This window comes from Rheinheimera sp. (assembly GCF_036782235.1).
In the GTDB taxonomy this organism is placed as follows: Bacteria; Pseudomonadota; Gammaproteobacteria; order Enterobacterales; family Alteromonadaceae; genus Pararheinheimera.
The window spans coordinates 129316-145816 of the sequence record NZ_DAIPZL010000006.1; the positions used below are offsets into that span (position 1 = coordinate 129316).

Sequence of the window (16501 nt, forward strand, 5' to 3'; positions counted from 1 at the left end):
TTAACCTCCGCCATTCTGGTTCAGCTTGGCTTCGATCTGGGTCAGAGCGTCTATTTTCTTCTGCAGATCAGCATTTTGCTTTTGCAAACGGTCCAGATTGTCTTGCTGCTGACCATTGAGCCGCCCCAGCGCTTTGACTGCCGACTCCGACTCCAGCAGTTTCTGATTGTAGGCGTAGTCCCAGCGCAATAACTCGGCCAGCCCTTTGGGCAAAATGGTCAGCTGTTCACCCAGCTGCATCTGCGCTTTAAAACGCACGGCATAAGGGGTGTCGGGGTGAATACGGATCAACAACTGCTGCAAATTGCTGACCGCAGAAGGGGCCAGCTCTTTACTGAGCGCGTCACGTTGCTTGCCATTCATGGCAAGCAACTCACTGCGAAACTTTGCCCAGGCCGTTAAACTCAGCGCATCGTCGCTGATCGCCAGCACGGGTTTTACCGGCTCTGGTGCCTGGCGTGGCAACTCCACCACTTTTTCTGGTGCCGGCAAGGGTTTGTGCACCACAGGCAGTTGCACCGGGCCACCCTGACATCCTGCCAGCAACACAGTTCCAGCCAGCACAGACCATAACTTCATAACGATTCCTCAACCAAAGGTAAACGGATGCGGATACACACATCGGCATAATTCACATCAACAATTTCTGCCAGGCCACCGAGTAAACGGGCGCAGTCGGCCACAATAGATAATCCTAAACCTGACCCCTGCACTGCATCAAAACGCGGCGCCGTGCCCCGCTGGAAAGGTTCAAACAGTTTAGCCCGCATTTCTGCCGGAATAGGAGTACCGTTATTGGCAACATCAAGCAACATAAACTTGTCATGTTGTTTTAAGATCACCCACACCGGACTGCCTTCAGCGCCATAGGCTTGGGCGTTGTTAATCAGGTTGTCCAGAATACGGCGGAATAACATGGCGTCGGTATAAATACGCGGTAACTGACAATCCAGCTCGATATATTGCTGACGCTGCTGTAACGACAACGCATGGTCATTAAAACAACTTTGCAGCAGCTGTTGGCTGTTATGCCAGCCAAACTCCGGCTTGGCCTGTTGTAATAATCTGTTGTAGTCCAGCAGCTGTTCGGTCAGCTGACTGAGCCGGTCGGCACTGCCATTTAATAAGGTCACCACTTCCATCTGCTGCGGATTTAAACTGCCCACCAGCTGCTCGGACAACAAAGCACAACCTTCGCGGATACTGGACAACGGGGTTTTTAATTCGTGAGAGGCATGGCGCAATAAAATCAGCCGCAGCGCTTCGAGTTGTTGTAACCGCGACGCCAGCCAGCGTAGCTGCTCACCCAGCTCCGTCAGTTCGCGTGGCCCTTCCACTTTTTCATTTGGAAAATGATGACTGGCCTGACCGACAGAGCGGATCATGGTATCCAGTTGTTTAATAGGTGAAGCAATACGGGCCGACGCCCAAAGCACCAGGAACAACGTCAGGATCACCAGCGCCACACTTTGCCACGCCAGCTGGTTTTGTGCGTCCACCACATAATTTTGTTGGGTTTGCAGCCGAAGTTCTAACAGCTTCCAGGTTTGTTCAGTCAGCTGTGCCTGATTTTGCCGCAGCGCCAACAGCACAGGCGACAACTCTTCAATACTGCTTTGCGGATAGACCTGCAGCAACACCGCCAGCTGCCGCTGTTGTTGTTCACACAGCTCTTTAGCATCCAGATTCTGACAAACGGTATCCAGCATTTGCTGATAATTGCGCAGATGGGTGCCAGCCAGCTTTGCCAGCGCTTCGGTGCGTAAAATACTGAACTGACGCACTGCCCTTTCAATATCAACCACCAGATTTTGCATGTTTTCTGTCACTTTAACGCTGTCGACCGAATTCTCAGCTTCCACCACTGCATAACGGCTGACATCGGACAAAGCACTGTTACTTTGCCACAGCAGCACTCCCAACGGGATTAACGCCAGAAAAAAACTTAATAAAATAAATTGCCTGAGTGACGCAGGCTGAAATGGCATACGCATAGAAGCCAGTGCTCCGGAACAAAGGAAGCCAACAAAAGCCTATCATAACGGATTTAACGGTGCGGCCAAACCTAATCAGAAAACTGCGTTGAAAAACAAATCTTTAACCTGACATCTGGCATAAAAAAGGCCGGTATAAAACCGGCCTTTTCAGGATTTGTGTACTGATGCCCCAGCATCAGTGGAACTTAAGCGCGGGCAGCAACACCAGCAGCACGGGCTTTACGGATTTTGGCAGACTGACGGGCATAAGCATCAGCAAACTGCGCTTTTTCCAACTGACGAACAGCAGTACCGTTCAGGTCAATTTTGCGTAAGTAAGTAACAAACACTAAAGCATTAATCACGAAGAATACGGCTGCTGCGATTAAAAATGTGTCCATGGTGTACCTCTGTCATGTTGCCAGTCGTCGGACCGGGCTTAAATTTTTTCACTACACTGCTTGTTTCATCAGGTAAAAAACGGAAGTGGAACCTTGTGTATCACTTGCGTTATTTACCTGGACAATCTGTTTAATGCAGGCGTTGTGCCAACTTTTAAAAATTAATTTTTACTGATTAATATCAACAACTTAAAACACAGTCGAGCACAAATATAATAAGGACACCTGAAACTGACCAGATGATCTGTTGCTAATTAGCGACAGCGATCTGCAGCCATAGAAAATATCTATGTTATTCAACATGTTAGCATGTATCTTTTTTGCGACACTTAACCGAGAATTTTGCAAACCTATGTTTTTAAGTTATTTTTCAACAACTTAAGATCATAGGTTTCAGAGGGGCAGATGCAGACTTAACCGGACACGCCGGCCCGCTGCTGCAGGAATGGTATTGATGGTCTGGCCAACAAACTCGGGCTGATAGATATCTTCATCCAGCAGATTGGCCACATAAAAACGCAGCTCAGCACGTTCAGGCAAAGCGGCAATCGCAGTGAATGGCAGACGCCAGTGTAAGTCGAGGCTGTGATAAGCATCAGCCGGGGGGTTCAGCAATAACCTGTTGGGGTTACGCACTGCAATGTCGGTGGCTGTTCCGGTGTAACTCCACAACAGCGTCAGGTTGCCATAAGCGCCGGGCAATGCCAGTTCGACCGAAGATTTTGCCAGCCAGTTTGGCACTGTGGTGAAATCTGTGATCTGATTCACTTTATTCTGCTGGTAAGTTACCGCTGTGCTAAATCTGACGTGCTCGGCCCACTGCTGCTGCGCTTCAAGCTCAATGCCCTTTAATTGCATCTGGCCCTGATTGACAAAATCAATCACCCTGTCGGCCGCCCTTTGTCTGCTGATCAGGTCACGGGCTTCACTGTGAAACAGCGTCATCGCTAGGTTTAACTGTGAGTTTTGAAAAAACCACTGCAGATCTGTACTGTCTATTTGTTCGGCCAATAATGCCGGGTTACCGCGCAAACCGCCGGTGATTTGGCCGGCAGCATTACGCAGCACAATATTAAAATCGGTTTCCACTGCATAAGGGTCACGATAAGCGCGCGCCTGTAACAGCTTCAGCCCCCACTGTTCTGTCAGCTGCCACACCAGGCCGAACCTGGGCAACCAGTCGCTGCCGCTGCGTTGACTGCGGTTAAACTGCACGCCGGATGACAGACTGAAGTTATGGAGCAGTTGCCAATCGGCCTGCAGATAAGCGGTGTCTCTTCTGTTATCGGTATCAGGCACCGGTGCTGCCGCCAGACCGGCTTTGGTACCGAAGTTTTGCCACCAGCGGGCAATACCGCCTTGCCACTTCCAGTTGGGGCTGGCCTGCCAGTGTTGATCCAGCTCCAGCAGTAAGTCGTTGGCATAAGCGTCGTAGTTGTAATGGGAAAAATCCATCCGCGCCCAACTTAAACTGCTTTGTAACCAGCTGTGTTCTTGCTGTTGCCACTGATGTTGCAGCGCAATATGCTGACGACTGCTATCCACTTCCCGCTCGTCAGGTGCTATACCACCACTCCAGTTGGTGGCGGCACCAAAAAAATCCTGCTGACTGCGGGCAAAGTTCCAGTCCAGTTGCCACTGCTGATAACTGGCAGAAGCAAAAAGCCCGAGGTTTTGCTGACCATAATCAATCTGGCGCCACTGTCTGTTGTTGTCATAAGAAGCAAAAGGCCAGCCGTCGTCCTGCTGCAATTTTGCAGCTACATTCAGTACCCAGTCTTGCTGCTGCAAATGGCCGGCCAGGCCGGCGCTGTGTTGTCCTTGCTCACCGACCCCCAGCTGCAGCTCAGGCGCAATCTGTTTGGCTGTCACCAGGTTAATCACGCCCACATAAGCATTAGAGCCATAAAGCACAGAGCCTGGGCCACGGATAATTTCAAGTCGTTCAATGGCCTGCAGCGGAAAAGCGTTATAGATAGCAAAGTTAATACCGCCGGAATAACTCTCACGCAGTGGCCGGCCATTTAGTAATAACAACACATGATTGTCGGCGTGGGTCAGCAGATTTCCGCGGATAGAAGCGACATTACGCGGGAAAAAATGCGAACCTGTCATATAAAAACTGCTGACCTGCTGCAGCAGTTGCTGCAGGTTTTCCGCCCCCAGATTGCGGATACGGCTGGCGTCCAGCACTGTCATTACCGCCGCAGCGCTGCTGAGGTCTTGCTGGTATTTACCGGCCGTCACCACGGAGACTTCAGCCAGTTCTTCCAGCGATAATTCAAATAAGTCTGTACTGTCTTGGGCTATGGCGGTGCCGGCAAAGAGGCAAAGGCTGAACACAGGAAAAATTCGCTGCAGTTGATGCATATTGACACTGATTGACTAGACTCTGTTGTAAATAGCAGTTTAGGAATCAGTATCTTAAATGACAAGGCGGTCTGAAATTAAAGTTAAATCACAGCTCAGAGCGCCCAGAACCCGGACGTTATTTGTGTTGCTGGCAGGCTTTTGTCTGGCTCTGTCCGGCAAAACCGCCGCCGAATCTGCCCTGGATCAACAAAAATTTATCAGAGTACAGGCTGCTTATATTTTTAACCTGGCCCGTTTTGTTCAATGGCCAGCTCTTGGCAGCAGTACTTTTCAAATTTGTCTGCTAGGTGAGTTGCAACAAAAACTGACCACGCAGCTGCAGCAAGGCACCAAAGACAAAACCATTCAGTCTTTACCAGTGCAGATCCTGGCCATCGATCCGGCTCTGTTATCACAGGCAGAAGCCGAACAACAACTGCAACAATGCCGGGTGCTGTATCTGACCGCAGATCCAGCCGAAACCGGCTGGGCTTTGCTGGCACAACTGAGGCAACCTCAGATTTTGCGTATTGCCGCCCCCCAGGTCACCAGCCAGCATTTTTCGCAGGTGAACCTGGTGTTTGAGCAAGGCCGGATTTTATTGTATCTGAACAGTGACAGCCTGCAGCAGTCGGGTTTGCAGGTAAATCCGGCGTTATTGTCTATTGCCAGACAAAGGACAAAATCATGAAAAAAGTGTCGTTTCAGCACAAAGTATTCTGGGGTTTTGTGCTGGTGGCCTTGTTAAGCCTGGTTTTGGTGGTGCTGCCGGTGCTGTGGAATATCAGCAATCAATTTCAGTTGCAGCTGGAAGCCTATAACAGATCCCAATCCAAAGTCCTGGCCGATATGAGCGCCGCCGCCATGATGTTTGATCAGGCGGATAGCGCGTCGTCGTTATTACGATCGCTGCAACAATCACCCGATATTCTGCGGGCGGCTTTATATAAAACCGATGGTGACCAACACCGGCTTTTTGCAGCTTTTGGCCCTGAAGCCCCGGCGCAGATCAACCCGGCGCACTATATTCACCCGGTACGGCAGCAAGGCATGTACCGGCTGCTGACCCCTGTGACACTGGATGACAATGTTATTGGTTATTTGTTGCTGGACAGCAACTTACAGCCGATGGAACAAAAACTCACCCAAAGTTATGCCCTGGTACTGACCACAGTGCTGATTGCCATAGTGCTGGCCAGCTGGCTGGCATTAAGACTCAGCCGCACCCTGTTACAACCGCTCAGCGATCTGCGAGCTGTCACCAGTTCTATTGCCGATACCAAAGATTACAGCCGCAGGGCTCAGCTGTCGGATGACCCTGAGTTGGCGATTTTTATCCGCTCTTTTAACAGCATGCTGGACGTCATCCAGCAATTTAATCAGCTGCAACAAGACAAAGAACAACAAATTCTGGAACTGAACAAAACACTGGAACAAAAAGTGACCGAGCGCACAGCACAGCTGGAACATAGCCTGAACGACTTAAAAAATACCCAGAGTGCGCTGGTAGAACGGGAGCGTTTGGCCTCTTTGGGTGGGCTGGTGGCAGGCGTCGCTCATGAAATTAACACCCCTGTGGGCGTGGCCATGACAGCTGTGACCCATTTAACTTACCTGACACAACACCTCAATGATGAAATGCAGGATGGCACCTTAAGTAAATCCGGCTTGCTTCGGCATATTGCAGATCTGAACGAAAGTGCGTTGATTATTCTGAAAAATCTGGAGCGGGCCGCCGAGCAAATCCGCAGTTTTAAAATGGTGGCTATTGATCAGTCGACCGAAGAAGCACGCGAGTTTTATTTATTGGAATATTTGCAAAGTATTGTGTTGTCGCTGCGGCCACAGCTTAAAAAAGGCGCTTATCAGGTGAAACTGGATGTTGACCCCGGGCTTCAGCTGTACAGTTTTCCCGGTATTTATTCGCAGATTTTTACCAACCTGATTATGAATTCGCTGATCCACGGTTTTGCCGGGCAAAATCAGGGCGAGATCCGTATTGAAGCTCAGCTGCAGCCCAATTTTTTACAGCTGAATTATTACGACAACGGCAAAGGCATAGATCCAAAAATTAAACCTAAATTGTGGGACCCTTTTGTCACCAGCAACCGTCAGCAAGGCGGCAGTGGCCTGGGCACTTATATTCTGTATAACTTAATTACCCAGGCACTCAAAGGCCGGATTGATCTGGTGGAAGATGTGCCTAAAGGGGTGCATTTTGCGTTATTGATCCCACTGACAGACCGTAAAATTGGGGTAGATCAGCACAACGACCAGGCTTAAAGCTCATTCAAGAGTGGCTGGCAGCGCCATTACAGCGCAGCCATGGAACAACCAACAGCTGGTTAATAAATAAAACCGTATTTACGCGCCACCTTGTCAAAATATTCCAGGCACTGTTTGGCATATTCGCGTTTTTCCACATAACTGCCCGGGAAAAAACTCTTTTTAAAACCATAAGCGACTATGTCTTTTAAGCGTTTGAGCGGGATATCAAAGTTATCCACCGCCAGCTGATATTCACGGCTGACCGTGGTATTGGACACCAGACGGTTGTCGGTACAAATCACAGTCGCCATGCGGTTTTCCAGCATATCGCGGAACTTATGCTGTTTAATGTCGGTAATAGCCGGATTGGTTTGCAGGTTCGAGGTCAGACAGACTTCGATGGCAATACGTTTATCGGCAATATAAGAGGCTAATTCTTTGATATAACGCTGTTTATCGGTGATTGTCGGATCCTGAATCATCTCAGGAATAAACATCGAATAACCATGGCCAATACGGTCGGCATAACATTCGGTAATGGCTTCAAACACGGATTCGGCACCATAAGCTTCACCGGCGTGCAGGGTTTTTAATAAAAAGTGCTGATGGGCATATTCATACACTTCTTTAAAATTATGCGCCGGATAACCGGATTCCTGTCCGGCTAAATCCAGTGCCACTATCGGCACCCCTTCTTCGTCGCGCAAACGCACACTGGCGCGTACCAGTTCCATCGCCGCCAGTTTAATCACCTGCATAGGTTCAAAATCGCGCATCAGCTGGAACAAATTGGTGTAATAAGGTGAAAAACCTTTGTCGCCAAACATCCGCATGGCGCAGTTGATAATGCCATAAGCAAAAGGGGGTTTGTCGCCGGCAATTACCGCAGCCTGTTGATTATATTCAGTTTGCGCCTGCTTTAAGCCGTTATTCACCGCATGCATCACTTTGTCAAAATCAATACCGGCCGGTAAATCAATCAGCAACTGGGGAGCAAAACGCACTTCGATGTAATTGACACCTTCCTGCTGGTTATCAATGGCCAGCTCATAAGCGGCCTGTTGCAGGTTTTCCATATTCCGCAGCACACCACAGGTGTACTGGAAACAATGCAGGTATTCACCAAGGTTGTTGTAAGACTCTTTAAACACCAGCTCTTTTAAACCCGCCACTGTATCGGATGGCAGCTGTAACTTACTGCGTTTGGCCATCTCAATCAGCGACTCTAACCGCAAACTGCCATCGAGGTGCAGGTGCAGATCAGACTTTGGCATTTCTCTAATAAAATCAGCGGAATAAAACGGCATTTGATGGGCTCTTTGCATAACAGAACAGGTTTTTAGTTATAGCAGCTGGACGCATCGGGTGCGATAACAAAAATTTTGGTTTTGTGGGAAGTATGAGATTTTTAAGGGATGTAAAAACAATAAGCGGGAGCAAATGGTGCCCGGGGCCGGACTTGAACCGGCACGCCCTTTCGAGCGAGGGATTTTAAATCCCTTGTGTCTACCGATTTCACCACCCGGGCAGAGTCATGTGTGCAGAAAGCACTGGCAGAACGGCGCGCATTTTAAGCCTGAGTCCGGCAAATTGTCATGTTATTTTTGTCATTTCCGGCAAAAAAATGTCAGTTTGTTGTTTTTTCCGGCAAAAACCAGCAAAAAATAGCGGCGGCAAAGCTGATGATCCTGCTGGATAATTTGAAACAACAGCCGGAACTGCCCAAAATAAAACCAGCTGGTTTGGCCATCTATACTGTTGCATTTCCAAAAGTGCCGTGATATTACTAAAAGCATCAACCCAAGCGGTGCAGAAATAACCAGAATTTTTATGAACAACCAGAACCCTGTAAACGCCATTATGCTCAACCTCCTCGTGCTCCTACTCAGGCCACGGGGTTTTGTGCATTGGTAATACAGGTTTACCTGAACCAGCAAAAACCCCGTGCCACAGGCCGGGGTTTTTTGTTACCTCCAGGTCTGATAACGGGATAAAAAATCAGCGACAGAGGAACAAAGTATGAGCGGCCAAGACAAAATCTGGATTTTTGATACCACCTTAAGAGACGGCGAACAGGCGCTGCGCGCCAGCTTAAGTCATAAGCAAAAAATCCAGCTGGCGCACGCCATTGCCAGGTTAAATGTCGACGTGATGGAAGTGGGTTTTCCGGTGTCATCCCCAGGTGACTTTGAATCTGTGCAGGCGATAGCCCAAAGTGTCAAAGGCCCTATTATTTGTGGCCTGGCCCGCGCCGTTGCCGCCGACATTGAAGCCTGTGGCGCCGCGTTAAAAGACGCCGAACGCCGCCGCATTCACACCTTTATCGCCACCTCACCGCTGCATTTACAATACAAATTACGCCGCACTTTAGAACAAGCCACCGAACAAGCTGTTGCCGCCATTCAGCTCGCCCGCCGTTTTACCGACGACGTGGAGTTTTCCTGTGAAGACGCCGGCCGCACACCCATCGACGATTTGTGCCGTATTGTTGAAGCCGCCATTAAAGCCGGTGCCCGCACCATTAATATTCCGGATACTGTGGGTTACACCATTCCGAACGAGTTTGCGCAAATTATCACTGGCCTGCGCAACAAGGTACCAAACATCGATCAGGCCATTATCAGCGTGCATTGCCATAACGACTTAGGTTTAGCGGTGGCCAACAGCATCAGCGCCATTCAGGCCGGTGCAAGGCAGATTGAATGTACCGTCAACGGCATTGGTGAGCGTGCCGGTAACTGTTCGCTGGAAGAAGTGGCGATGATTATTAAAACCCGCGCCGACGTGTTGCCGTTTTACACCGACATTAAAAGCACCGAAATTTACCGCTCCAGCCATCTGGTCAGTCAGATTTGCCATATGCCGATTCAGCCAAACAAGGCCATTGTCGGCGAAAACGCTTTTGCCCACAGCTCAGGCATTCACCAGGATGGCGTGTTAAAAGCACAAAACACTTATGAAATTATGTCGCCTGAGCAGGTTGGCATTCGCCAAAACGAATTAAACCTGACGTCGCGCTCAGGCCGCGCTGTGATTGCGCACCGTTTAGCCGAATTAGGTTATGGCAAAGAAGATTATGATTTAGAACAGATTTATAGCGCCTTTGTGGCCTTGGCTGACCAAAAAGGCCGGGTTTTTGACTACGACTTAGAAGCTTTGGTGTTTTTCCAGAATCTGCAGGATGACGATGAACATTACCAGTTAGAGTTTTTAAGCTCTAGCACCCACACCGGCCATGTGGCCAGCGCTACTGTTGGCATCAAAGCAGGCAACGAAGTGTTCACCGAAGCGGCCACCGGCAACGGCCCGGTGGAAGCAGCATTTTCGGCCATTCACCGCATCGCCAAACTGGATGTGAAAATGGTGGATTACAACTTACAAGCCAAAGGTGAAGGTGAGAACGCCTTGGGTCAGGTCGACATTATTGCCGAATATCAGGGGCGCCGTTTTCACGGTGCAGGTTTGGCTACCGACATAGTGCGCTCTTCAGTTTTAGCCTACGTGCACGTATTGAACCTGATTGAGCGCAGCAAACGCATTGATGCTGTTAAACAAGCACGCAAACAGGCCTGAATCAATCAGCTTGAATAACCCGATTTCAGAACAAAATTGAACCAGAGAACAAAATGAAAACTTATAAAATTGCAGTATTGGCCGGTGACGGCATAGGCCCCGAGGTGATGCAGGAAGCATTAAAAGTGCTGGAGGTGGTGTCCGATAAATTTGGTTTTGCCATTCAGACTGAAGCGGCCTTAGTGGGCGGCGCCGCTATTGATGAACATGGTGAAGCCCTGCCCGCCACTACTCTGGATTTATGTAAACGCAGCGATGCTATTTTATTTGGTTCTGTTGGTGGCCCCAAATGGACCAGCCTGCCACCGGCACAGCAACCGGAGCGTGCTTCGTTATTACCCCTGCGTAAAACCTTCGATTTATTCTGCAATTTACGCCCGGGCAAAATTTACCCGGCCTTTGCCGAATTATCGCCGTTACACCCACGCACCAGCAGTCAGGGCATGGATATTTTGTGTGTACGGGAACTTACCGGCGGCATTTATTTTGGTGAAAAAGGCCGCTCGCCAGACAGCGCTTTTGATACCCAAACCTATAGCGTGAAAGAAATTGAGCGTATCAGCCGGGTTGCTTTTGAAGCTGCAACCAAACGCAATCACAAAGTGACATCTATTGATAAGGCCAATGTGCTGGCCACCTCGGTGTTGTGGCGTGAAGTGGTTGAACGCGTTGCCAAAGATTATCCGGGCGTTGCGCTTGAACATATGTATATCGACAACGCCGCTATGCAGCTCATTCGGGCCCCCAAGCACTTCGACGTGCTTTTGTGCGACAACCTGTTTGGCGACATTTTATCCGATGAAATTGCCGCCATTGCCGGCTCTTTGGGTTTATTACCATCCGCCAGCTTAAACGGCTCCAACTTTGGTTTGTATGAACCGGCCGGTGGCAGTGCACCTGATATTGCAGGCCAGGGCATCGCTAACCCTGTGGCACAAATTTTATCGGCCGCTTTATTACTGCGCTTTAGCTGTGGTGAGGAAGCCGCAGCACGCGCTATTGAGGCCGCAGTTGAACAAACTTTAGAGCGCGGCATTGTTACCCGCGATATCAACCCACAATCCACTTACAGCACAAGCGATATTGGCAATGCCATAGTGAATGCTATTCGCGAAGGAGCATAAAAATGAGCCGCACTCTTTCTCAGAACCCTGCTGAGCAGCAAACAGGTAAAACCCTGTATCAGAAAATTTATCAAAGCCATGTGGTGGGCGCGTTAAATGGCAGTACCGACTTATTGTTTGTTGACCGTCACCTTATTCACGAAGTGACCAGCCCGCAGGCGTTTTCCGGTTTAAAACTGGCTGGTCGCAAAGTACGGCGGCCGGATTTAACCTTCGCCACTATGGATCACAACACCTCAACCCAGGTGCGCAGCTACGACGCTGCTGGTGAAACTTCCCGTAAACAGCTGGAAGCCTTAGCGGCCAACTGCGCCGAACATGGCATTGAATTGCTGGATTTATATCATCCGGATCAAGGCATAGTGCATGTGATAGGCCCAGAGCTGGGTTTAACCCAACCTGGCATGGTGATTGTGTGTGGCGATTCCCATACCTCCACCCATGGTGCTTTTGGCGCCATTGCTTTTGGTATTGGCACCTCTGAAGTAGAGCATGTGCTGGCCACCCAAACTTTGCCACAACAAGTGGCTAAAACACTGAAAGTGGAAGTGACAGGCCGGTTATCACCTTTTGTCACGCCTAAAGATGTGATTCTGGCCATTATCGGCAAATTAGGCACTGCAGGCGGTAACGGTTATGTGGCGGAATTTTGTGGTGAAGCCATTCGGGGCATGACAATGGAAGGTCGTATGACTTTGTGCAATATGAGCATAGAAATGGGCGCTAAAGCCGGTTTAATTGCGCCGGATGCCACCACTTTTGCTTATTTGCAGGGCAAAGCCCATGCGCCCAAAGCAGAACATTGGGATGCCGCAGTGGCCTACTGGCAATCACTGTATTCAGACGCCGACGCCAGCTTTGATAAAGTAGTCACTATTGACGGCAGCCAGATCAAACCTCAGATCAGCTGGGGCACCAACCCTGAGCAGGTAATAGCCGTAAACGAGCCGGTGCCTGCGCCTGAGTCTTTTACCGATTTAATTAAAGCCGATGCCGCCAAACGTGCTTTAACCTACATGGGTTTGGAAGCGGGTCAAAGGCTGACCGATATCAAGGTGGATGTGGTGTTTATCGGCTCCTGCACCAATAGCCGTATTGAAGATTTACGCGCTGCCGCCGCTGTGGTGGGTAGCCAGAAAGTGGCGGCCGGTGTGCGCGCTTTAGTGGTGCCGGGCTCTGGTCAGGTCAAACGTCAGGCCGAAGCTGAAGGCTTGGCTGACGTGTTTAAAAATGCCGGTTTTGAATGGCGCGAACCTGGTTGTTCTATGTGTTTAGGTATGAATGACGATCGGGTTGATGCCGGTCAGCGCTGTGCATCGACGTCAAACCGTAACTTTGAAGGCCGGCAGGGCCGCGGCAGCCGCACCCATTTAGTCAGCCCTGCTATGGCAGCAGCGGCCGCTATTGCCGGTAAGTTTGTCGATGTTTCCCAGATTTCATTTTCAGAAGGAGCGCAGGCATGAGCCAGATTTTCGCCAAGGGTTTAGTCTGCCCGCTGGATAAAAATAACGTGGATACCGACCAAATTATCCCAAAACAGTTTTTAACTTCGGTCAGCCGTGACGGTTTTGCGCAGGCGCTGTTTTTTGACTGGCGTTATCAGGCCGATGGCAGCGCCAATCCGGATTTTGTGCTGAACGAGCCGCAGTATCAGGGCGCGTCTATTTTGTTGACCCGTGCCAACTTTGGTTGTGGCTCGTCGCGCGAACATGCGCCCTGGGCCATTCAGCAATATGGTTTTAACGTGATTATTGCCGAAAGTTTTGCCGACATTTTTTTTAATAACAGCGTCAACAATGGCATGTTATTGATTAGCTTAAGCGCGTCGAATATCGAGTTTTTATTTAACCGCTGCAAACAAGGGCCGCAGCAGTGGCAAATTGATTTGGCCAATCAGGAAATTCTGCTGGGTAATAATGCTGCTGTGGGCTTTCAGATTGATCAGGACGTAAAACAGCGGCTGCTGTCTGGCCTGGATTTTATTGGCGCCAGTGAAACCTTAAGTGCGCAGATAGCCAACTACGAACAGCAGCGCCGCCAAAACACCCCCTGGCTGGGCTGATTGGCGACTGGGACTCAGTGGGCATAAGCTGCAGGAGCATGCGCGAGCAGTTGAGGCCTGAACACACCGATGTACCTTGGGTTCACCGCATAAAAAACGCAGGATTTTCCTGCGTTTTTTATTTAAGCCAAACTGCGATTGCGGTATTTGGCTCGTTAGCTAACTCTTTATTCGCTTTTTACTTTTCTCAGCCTTTAACTGCGTACCTGGCCGTCACCAATCACTATATATTTTTCCGTGGTTAAAGACTCCAGCCCCATTGGGCCATAAGCATGTAACTTACTGGTGGAAATGCCAATTTCAGCCCCTAACCCCAGCTCGCCGCCATCAGAAAAACGCGATGAAGCGTTTACCATCACCACAGCTGAGTTCACCACTTTTAAAAACCGCTGGGCACGGCTGATATCCTGGGTGCAGATCACTTCGGTATGGCCTGAGCTATGTTGTTCAATATGCGCGACAGCAGCGGCAAAGTTGTCGACCACTTTCACCGACATGGCCAGCGCCAGATATTCAGTATCAAACTGATCGTCTGCGGCCTGTTGCGCCTGTGGCAGTAAGGCAATAGTGCTGGCACAGCCAAATAGTTGTACACCTTTTTCTGTCAAAGCCTTGCCGGCCAAAGGTAAAAACTTAGCGGCAATATCAGCATGCACCAGCAGGGTTTCCAGCGCATTACACACGCCTGGCCTTTGGGTTTTGCCATTCAGTAACAGCGCCAGCGCTTTGTCAAAGTCGGCCGCTTTATCCACAAATAAATGGCAAACGCCTTTATAGTGCTGGATCACCGGAATACGGCTGTGTTCGCTGACAAAACGGATTAAACCTTCGCCGCCGCGCGGGATCACTAAATCCACGCTGTTGTCCTGCTGCAGCAGGCTTAACAATAACTCCCGATCCGGATTAGGCAGTACACAAATCGCCGCCGGATTGATCTGGTGTGCCACCAGCACCTGCTGCAACACTTTGGCAATGGCCAGACTGGAATTGAGTGCTTCACGGCCGCCGCGTAAAATCACCGCATTACCGGATTTAAAACACAAGGCACCGGCGTCGGCCGTCACATTGGGCCTGGCTTCATAAATCATCGCTATCACGCCAAGCGGAATGCGCATGCGCCCCACCTGAATGCCATTGGGTCTTGGCGCCAGCTGCCGGATTTGCCCGACAGGGTCAGCCAGACCCGCAATTTGCCGCACTGCGCCCGCCAGCGCCTGAATGCGCTCCGGCGTTAATAACAACCTGTCCTGCATTGCAGCGGCTAAACCATTGGCAACAGCATTTTGCATATCCAGCTGATTTTGCTCCAGAATGCTGCTGGTTGCCGCCTCCAGCGCATCGGCCATCGCCAGCAATACCTGGTTTTTTTGCGCTTCAGACAACTGCGCCAATTGCCGGCTGGCCACTTTGGCTTGCTGGCATAAAGCCACTACTTCTGCGGCTGTATTCACTTGCTGCTGCATTATTGCTGCTCCATCAGAACTAAATCATCACGGTGAACCGCCACTTCGCTTGGACAATAACCCAGCACGGCTTCAATCTGGCTGCTGTGAATACCTTTGATTTTATTCAGCTCAGGTGCGCTGTATTGGCAAACCCCTTTGGCCAGTCTGGTACCTGCGCTGCTCACCAGCCAAATTGCATCCCCTTTATCAAAATCGCCCTGAACAGCCGTCACCCCTTTGACCAGCAATGAAGCGCCTTTATGTAATAAGGCATCCACAGCACCGGCGTCCAGTGTCACTTCAGCACTGGCTTTGCTGCTGTGTAATAACCAGTGTTTTTTGGCCGATAAGTGGCCAGGCTGAGCACAAAACAAAGTGCCCGCTGCTTTTCCTTGCAACAACGCATCAAAACTACCGGCTTTCTGGCCATTGATGATCAGAGTTTCAATGCCCTGAGCTGTAGCTTTGGCAGCTGCCTGTAACTTCGTCACCATACCCCCTGTGCCAACACTGTGGTGGCTGCCACCGGCCATCGCATAAATATCCGCCGTGATGGCTTCAACCCGGGCAATAAACCGGGCGTCCGGATTGGTTTTGGGGTTGGCACTATATAAACCGTCAATATCAGAACAGATGATCAATGCATCAGCGTCTACCACAGTTGCTACCATGGCCGCTAAGTTGTCGTTATCACCTACTTTCAGTTCGGCTGTGGCTACTGTGTCGTTTTCATTGACCACAGGCAAAGCGCCATGGCTTAACAAAGTACGCAAGGTATTGTCGATATTCAGATATCTTTTGCGATCGCGTAAATCATCATGGGTTAATAAAATCTGCGCACAAGGCCAGTCCAGCAGCTTGCTCCAGATCATCATCATCTGACTCTGGCCAATAGCTGCCATGGCTTGTTTCACGTTGATGGGCAGCGGTTGATGGTTAAAGGGGATAGCGGCGCGACCTGCAGCCACACTACCGCTGGATACCAGCACCACTTCCACTCCCTGTAATTTGCATTCGCTGATAAAGCGGGCAATCGCCAGCAAATAACGGGTGGAACAACCTTTGCCTTCCGGCGCAATCAAAGCACTACCCACTTTGATCACAATCCGCTTCCAACGCAGCGCGTTCATCTTGTTAAAAACCTCTGTCATTCCGGTTAAATCCGGCCTGAGCTTAACTTTTCAGACGTATATATGTCCAGTTCAATCCAGTGGCCAGACTAGTTCAGTAAAATACAGCCAAATTTACTGGCATCCACGCCTTGCTCTGACTACACTGCCGCCGCCTTTAAACCAGAAAT

The 16501-nt window shown here is 50.0% G+C and carries 13 protein-coding genes and 1 tRNA gene; 6 read left to right on the forward strand and 8 right to left on the reverse strand.

Annotation, left to right across the window (positions count from 1 at the left end):
• From V7P87_RS09190 to V7P87_RS09205, 4 genes are all read right to left on the reverse strand, one after another.
• Positions 1-579, reverse strand: a complete 579-nt coding sequence (locus V7P87_RS09190) for a hypothetical protein (protein WP_296298166.1) — start codon at positions 577-579, stop codon at positions 1-3.
• Positions 576-1994: a sensor histidine kinase gene (locus tag V7P87_RS09195; protein WP_333797171.1), complete on the reverse strand. Its 1419-nt coding sequence runs from the start codon at positions 1992-1994 to the stop codon at positions 576-578. The genes V7P87_RS09190 and V7P87_RS09195 overlap by 4 nt, the downstream gene beginning before the upstream one ends.
• 188 nt (positions 1995-2182) lie before the next feature.
• On the reverse strand, positions 2183-2377 hold the full coding sequence (locus tag V7P87_RS09200; protein ID WP_296298171.1) for a hypothetical protein: 195 nt from the start codon (positions 2375-2377) through the stop codon (positions 2183-2185).
• Between the two features lie 393 nt (positions 2378-2770).
• Positions 2771-4747, reverse strand: a complete 1977-nt coding sequence (locus V7P87_RS09205; RefSeq protein WP_333797172.1) for a TonB-dependent receptor plug domain-containing protein — start codon at positions 4745-4747, stop codon at positions 2771-2773.
• A 58-nt stretch (positions 4748-4805) separates the two neighbouring features.
• On the opposite strand from V7P87_RS09205, the gene V7P87_RS09210 reads away from it, so the two are divergent.
• Together V7P87_RS09210 and V7P87_RS09215 are read left to right on the forward strand one after the other, a co-directional pair.
• Positions 4806-5420, forward strand: a complete 615-nt coding sequence (locus V7P87_RS09210) for a YfiR family protein (protein ID WP_333797173.1) — start codon at positions 4806-4808, stop codon at positions 5418-5420.
• Positions 5417-7012, forward strand: a complete 1596-nt coding sequence (locus V7P87_RS09215; protein WP_333797174.1) for an ATP-binding protein — start codon at positions 5417-5419, stop codon at positions 7010-7012. Before V7P87_RS09210 ends, V7P87_RS09215 begins: the two co-directional genes overlap by 4 nt.
• A 62-nt stretch (positions 7013-7074) precedes the next feature.
• Here V7P87_RS09215 and V7P87_RS09220 read toward each other — a convergent pair whose 3' ends face one another.
• Together V7P87_RS09220 and V7P87_RS09225 are read right to left on the reverse strand one after the other, a co-directional pair.
• Entirely contained in the window at positions 7075-8304 is a 1230-nt protein-coding gene (locus tag V7P87_RS09220; RefSeq protein ID WP_333797175.1) for an adenosine deaminase family protein, read from the reverse strand.
• A gap of 134 nt (positions 8305-8438) precedes the next feature.
• Positions 8439-8525, reverse strand: a tRNA-Leu gene (locus V7P87_RS09225).
• Between the two features lie 491 nt (positions 8526-9016).
• Here V7P87_RS09225 and leuA point away from each other — a divergent pair.
• From leuA to leuD, 4 genes are read left to right on the forward strand one after another with little or no spacing between them, the layout of a single operon-like run.
• Positions 9017-10570 (forward strand): 2-isopropylmalate synthase, encoded by a 1554-nt coding sequence (gene leuA / locus V7P87_RS09230; RefSeq protein WP_333797176.1) that lies wholly within the window; start codon positions 9017-9019, stop codon positions 10568-10570.
• Between the two features lie 53 nt (positions 10571-10623).
• Positions 10624-11694, forward strand: a complete 1071-nt coding sequence (gene leuB / locus V7P87_RS09235; protein ID WP_333797177.1) for a 3-isopropylmalate dehydrogenase — start codon at positions 10624-10626, stop codon at positions 11692-11694.
• A 2-nt stretch (positions 11695-11696) separates the two neighbouring features.
• Complete coding sequence (leuC, locus tag V7P87_RS09240) at positions 11697-13157, forward strand: 3-isopropylmalate dehydratase large subunit (RefSeq protein WP_333797178.1); 1461 nt, start codon at positions 11697-11699, stop codon at positions 13155-13157.
• On the forward strand, positions 13154-13756 hold the full coding sequence (gene leuD / locus V7P87_RS09245) for a 3-isopropylmalate dehydratase small subunit (RefSeq protein WP_333797179.1): 603 nt from the start codon (positions 13154-13156) through the stop codon (positions 13754-13756). Before leuC ends, leuD begins: the two co-directional genes overlap by 4 nt.
• A gap of 194 nt (positions 13757-13950) precedes the next feature.
• Here the strand turns inward: leuD and V7P87_RS09250 are convergent, their stop codons facing one another.
• Together V7P87_RS09250 and proB are read right to left on the reverse strand one after the other, a co-directional pair.
• Positions 13951-15219 (reverse strand): glutamate-5-semialdehyde dehydrogenase, encoded by a 1269-nt coding sequence (locus tag V7P87_RS09250; protein WP_333797180.1) that lies wholly within the window; start codon positions 15217-15219, stop codon positions 13951-13953.
• Positions 15219-16352: a glutamate 5-kinase gene (proB, locus tag V7P87_RS09255; protein ID WP_333797181.1), complete on the reverse strand. Its 1134-nt coding sequence runs from the start codon at positions 16350-16352 to the stop codon at positions 15219-15221. Before proB ends, V7P87_RS09250 begins: the two co-directional genes overlap by 1 nt.
• Positions 16353-16501 lie beyond the last annotated feature (149 nt).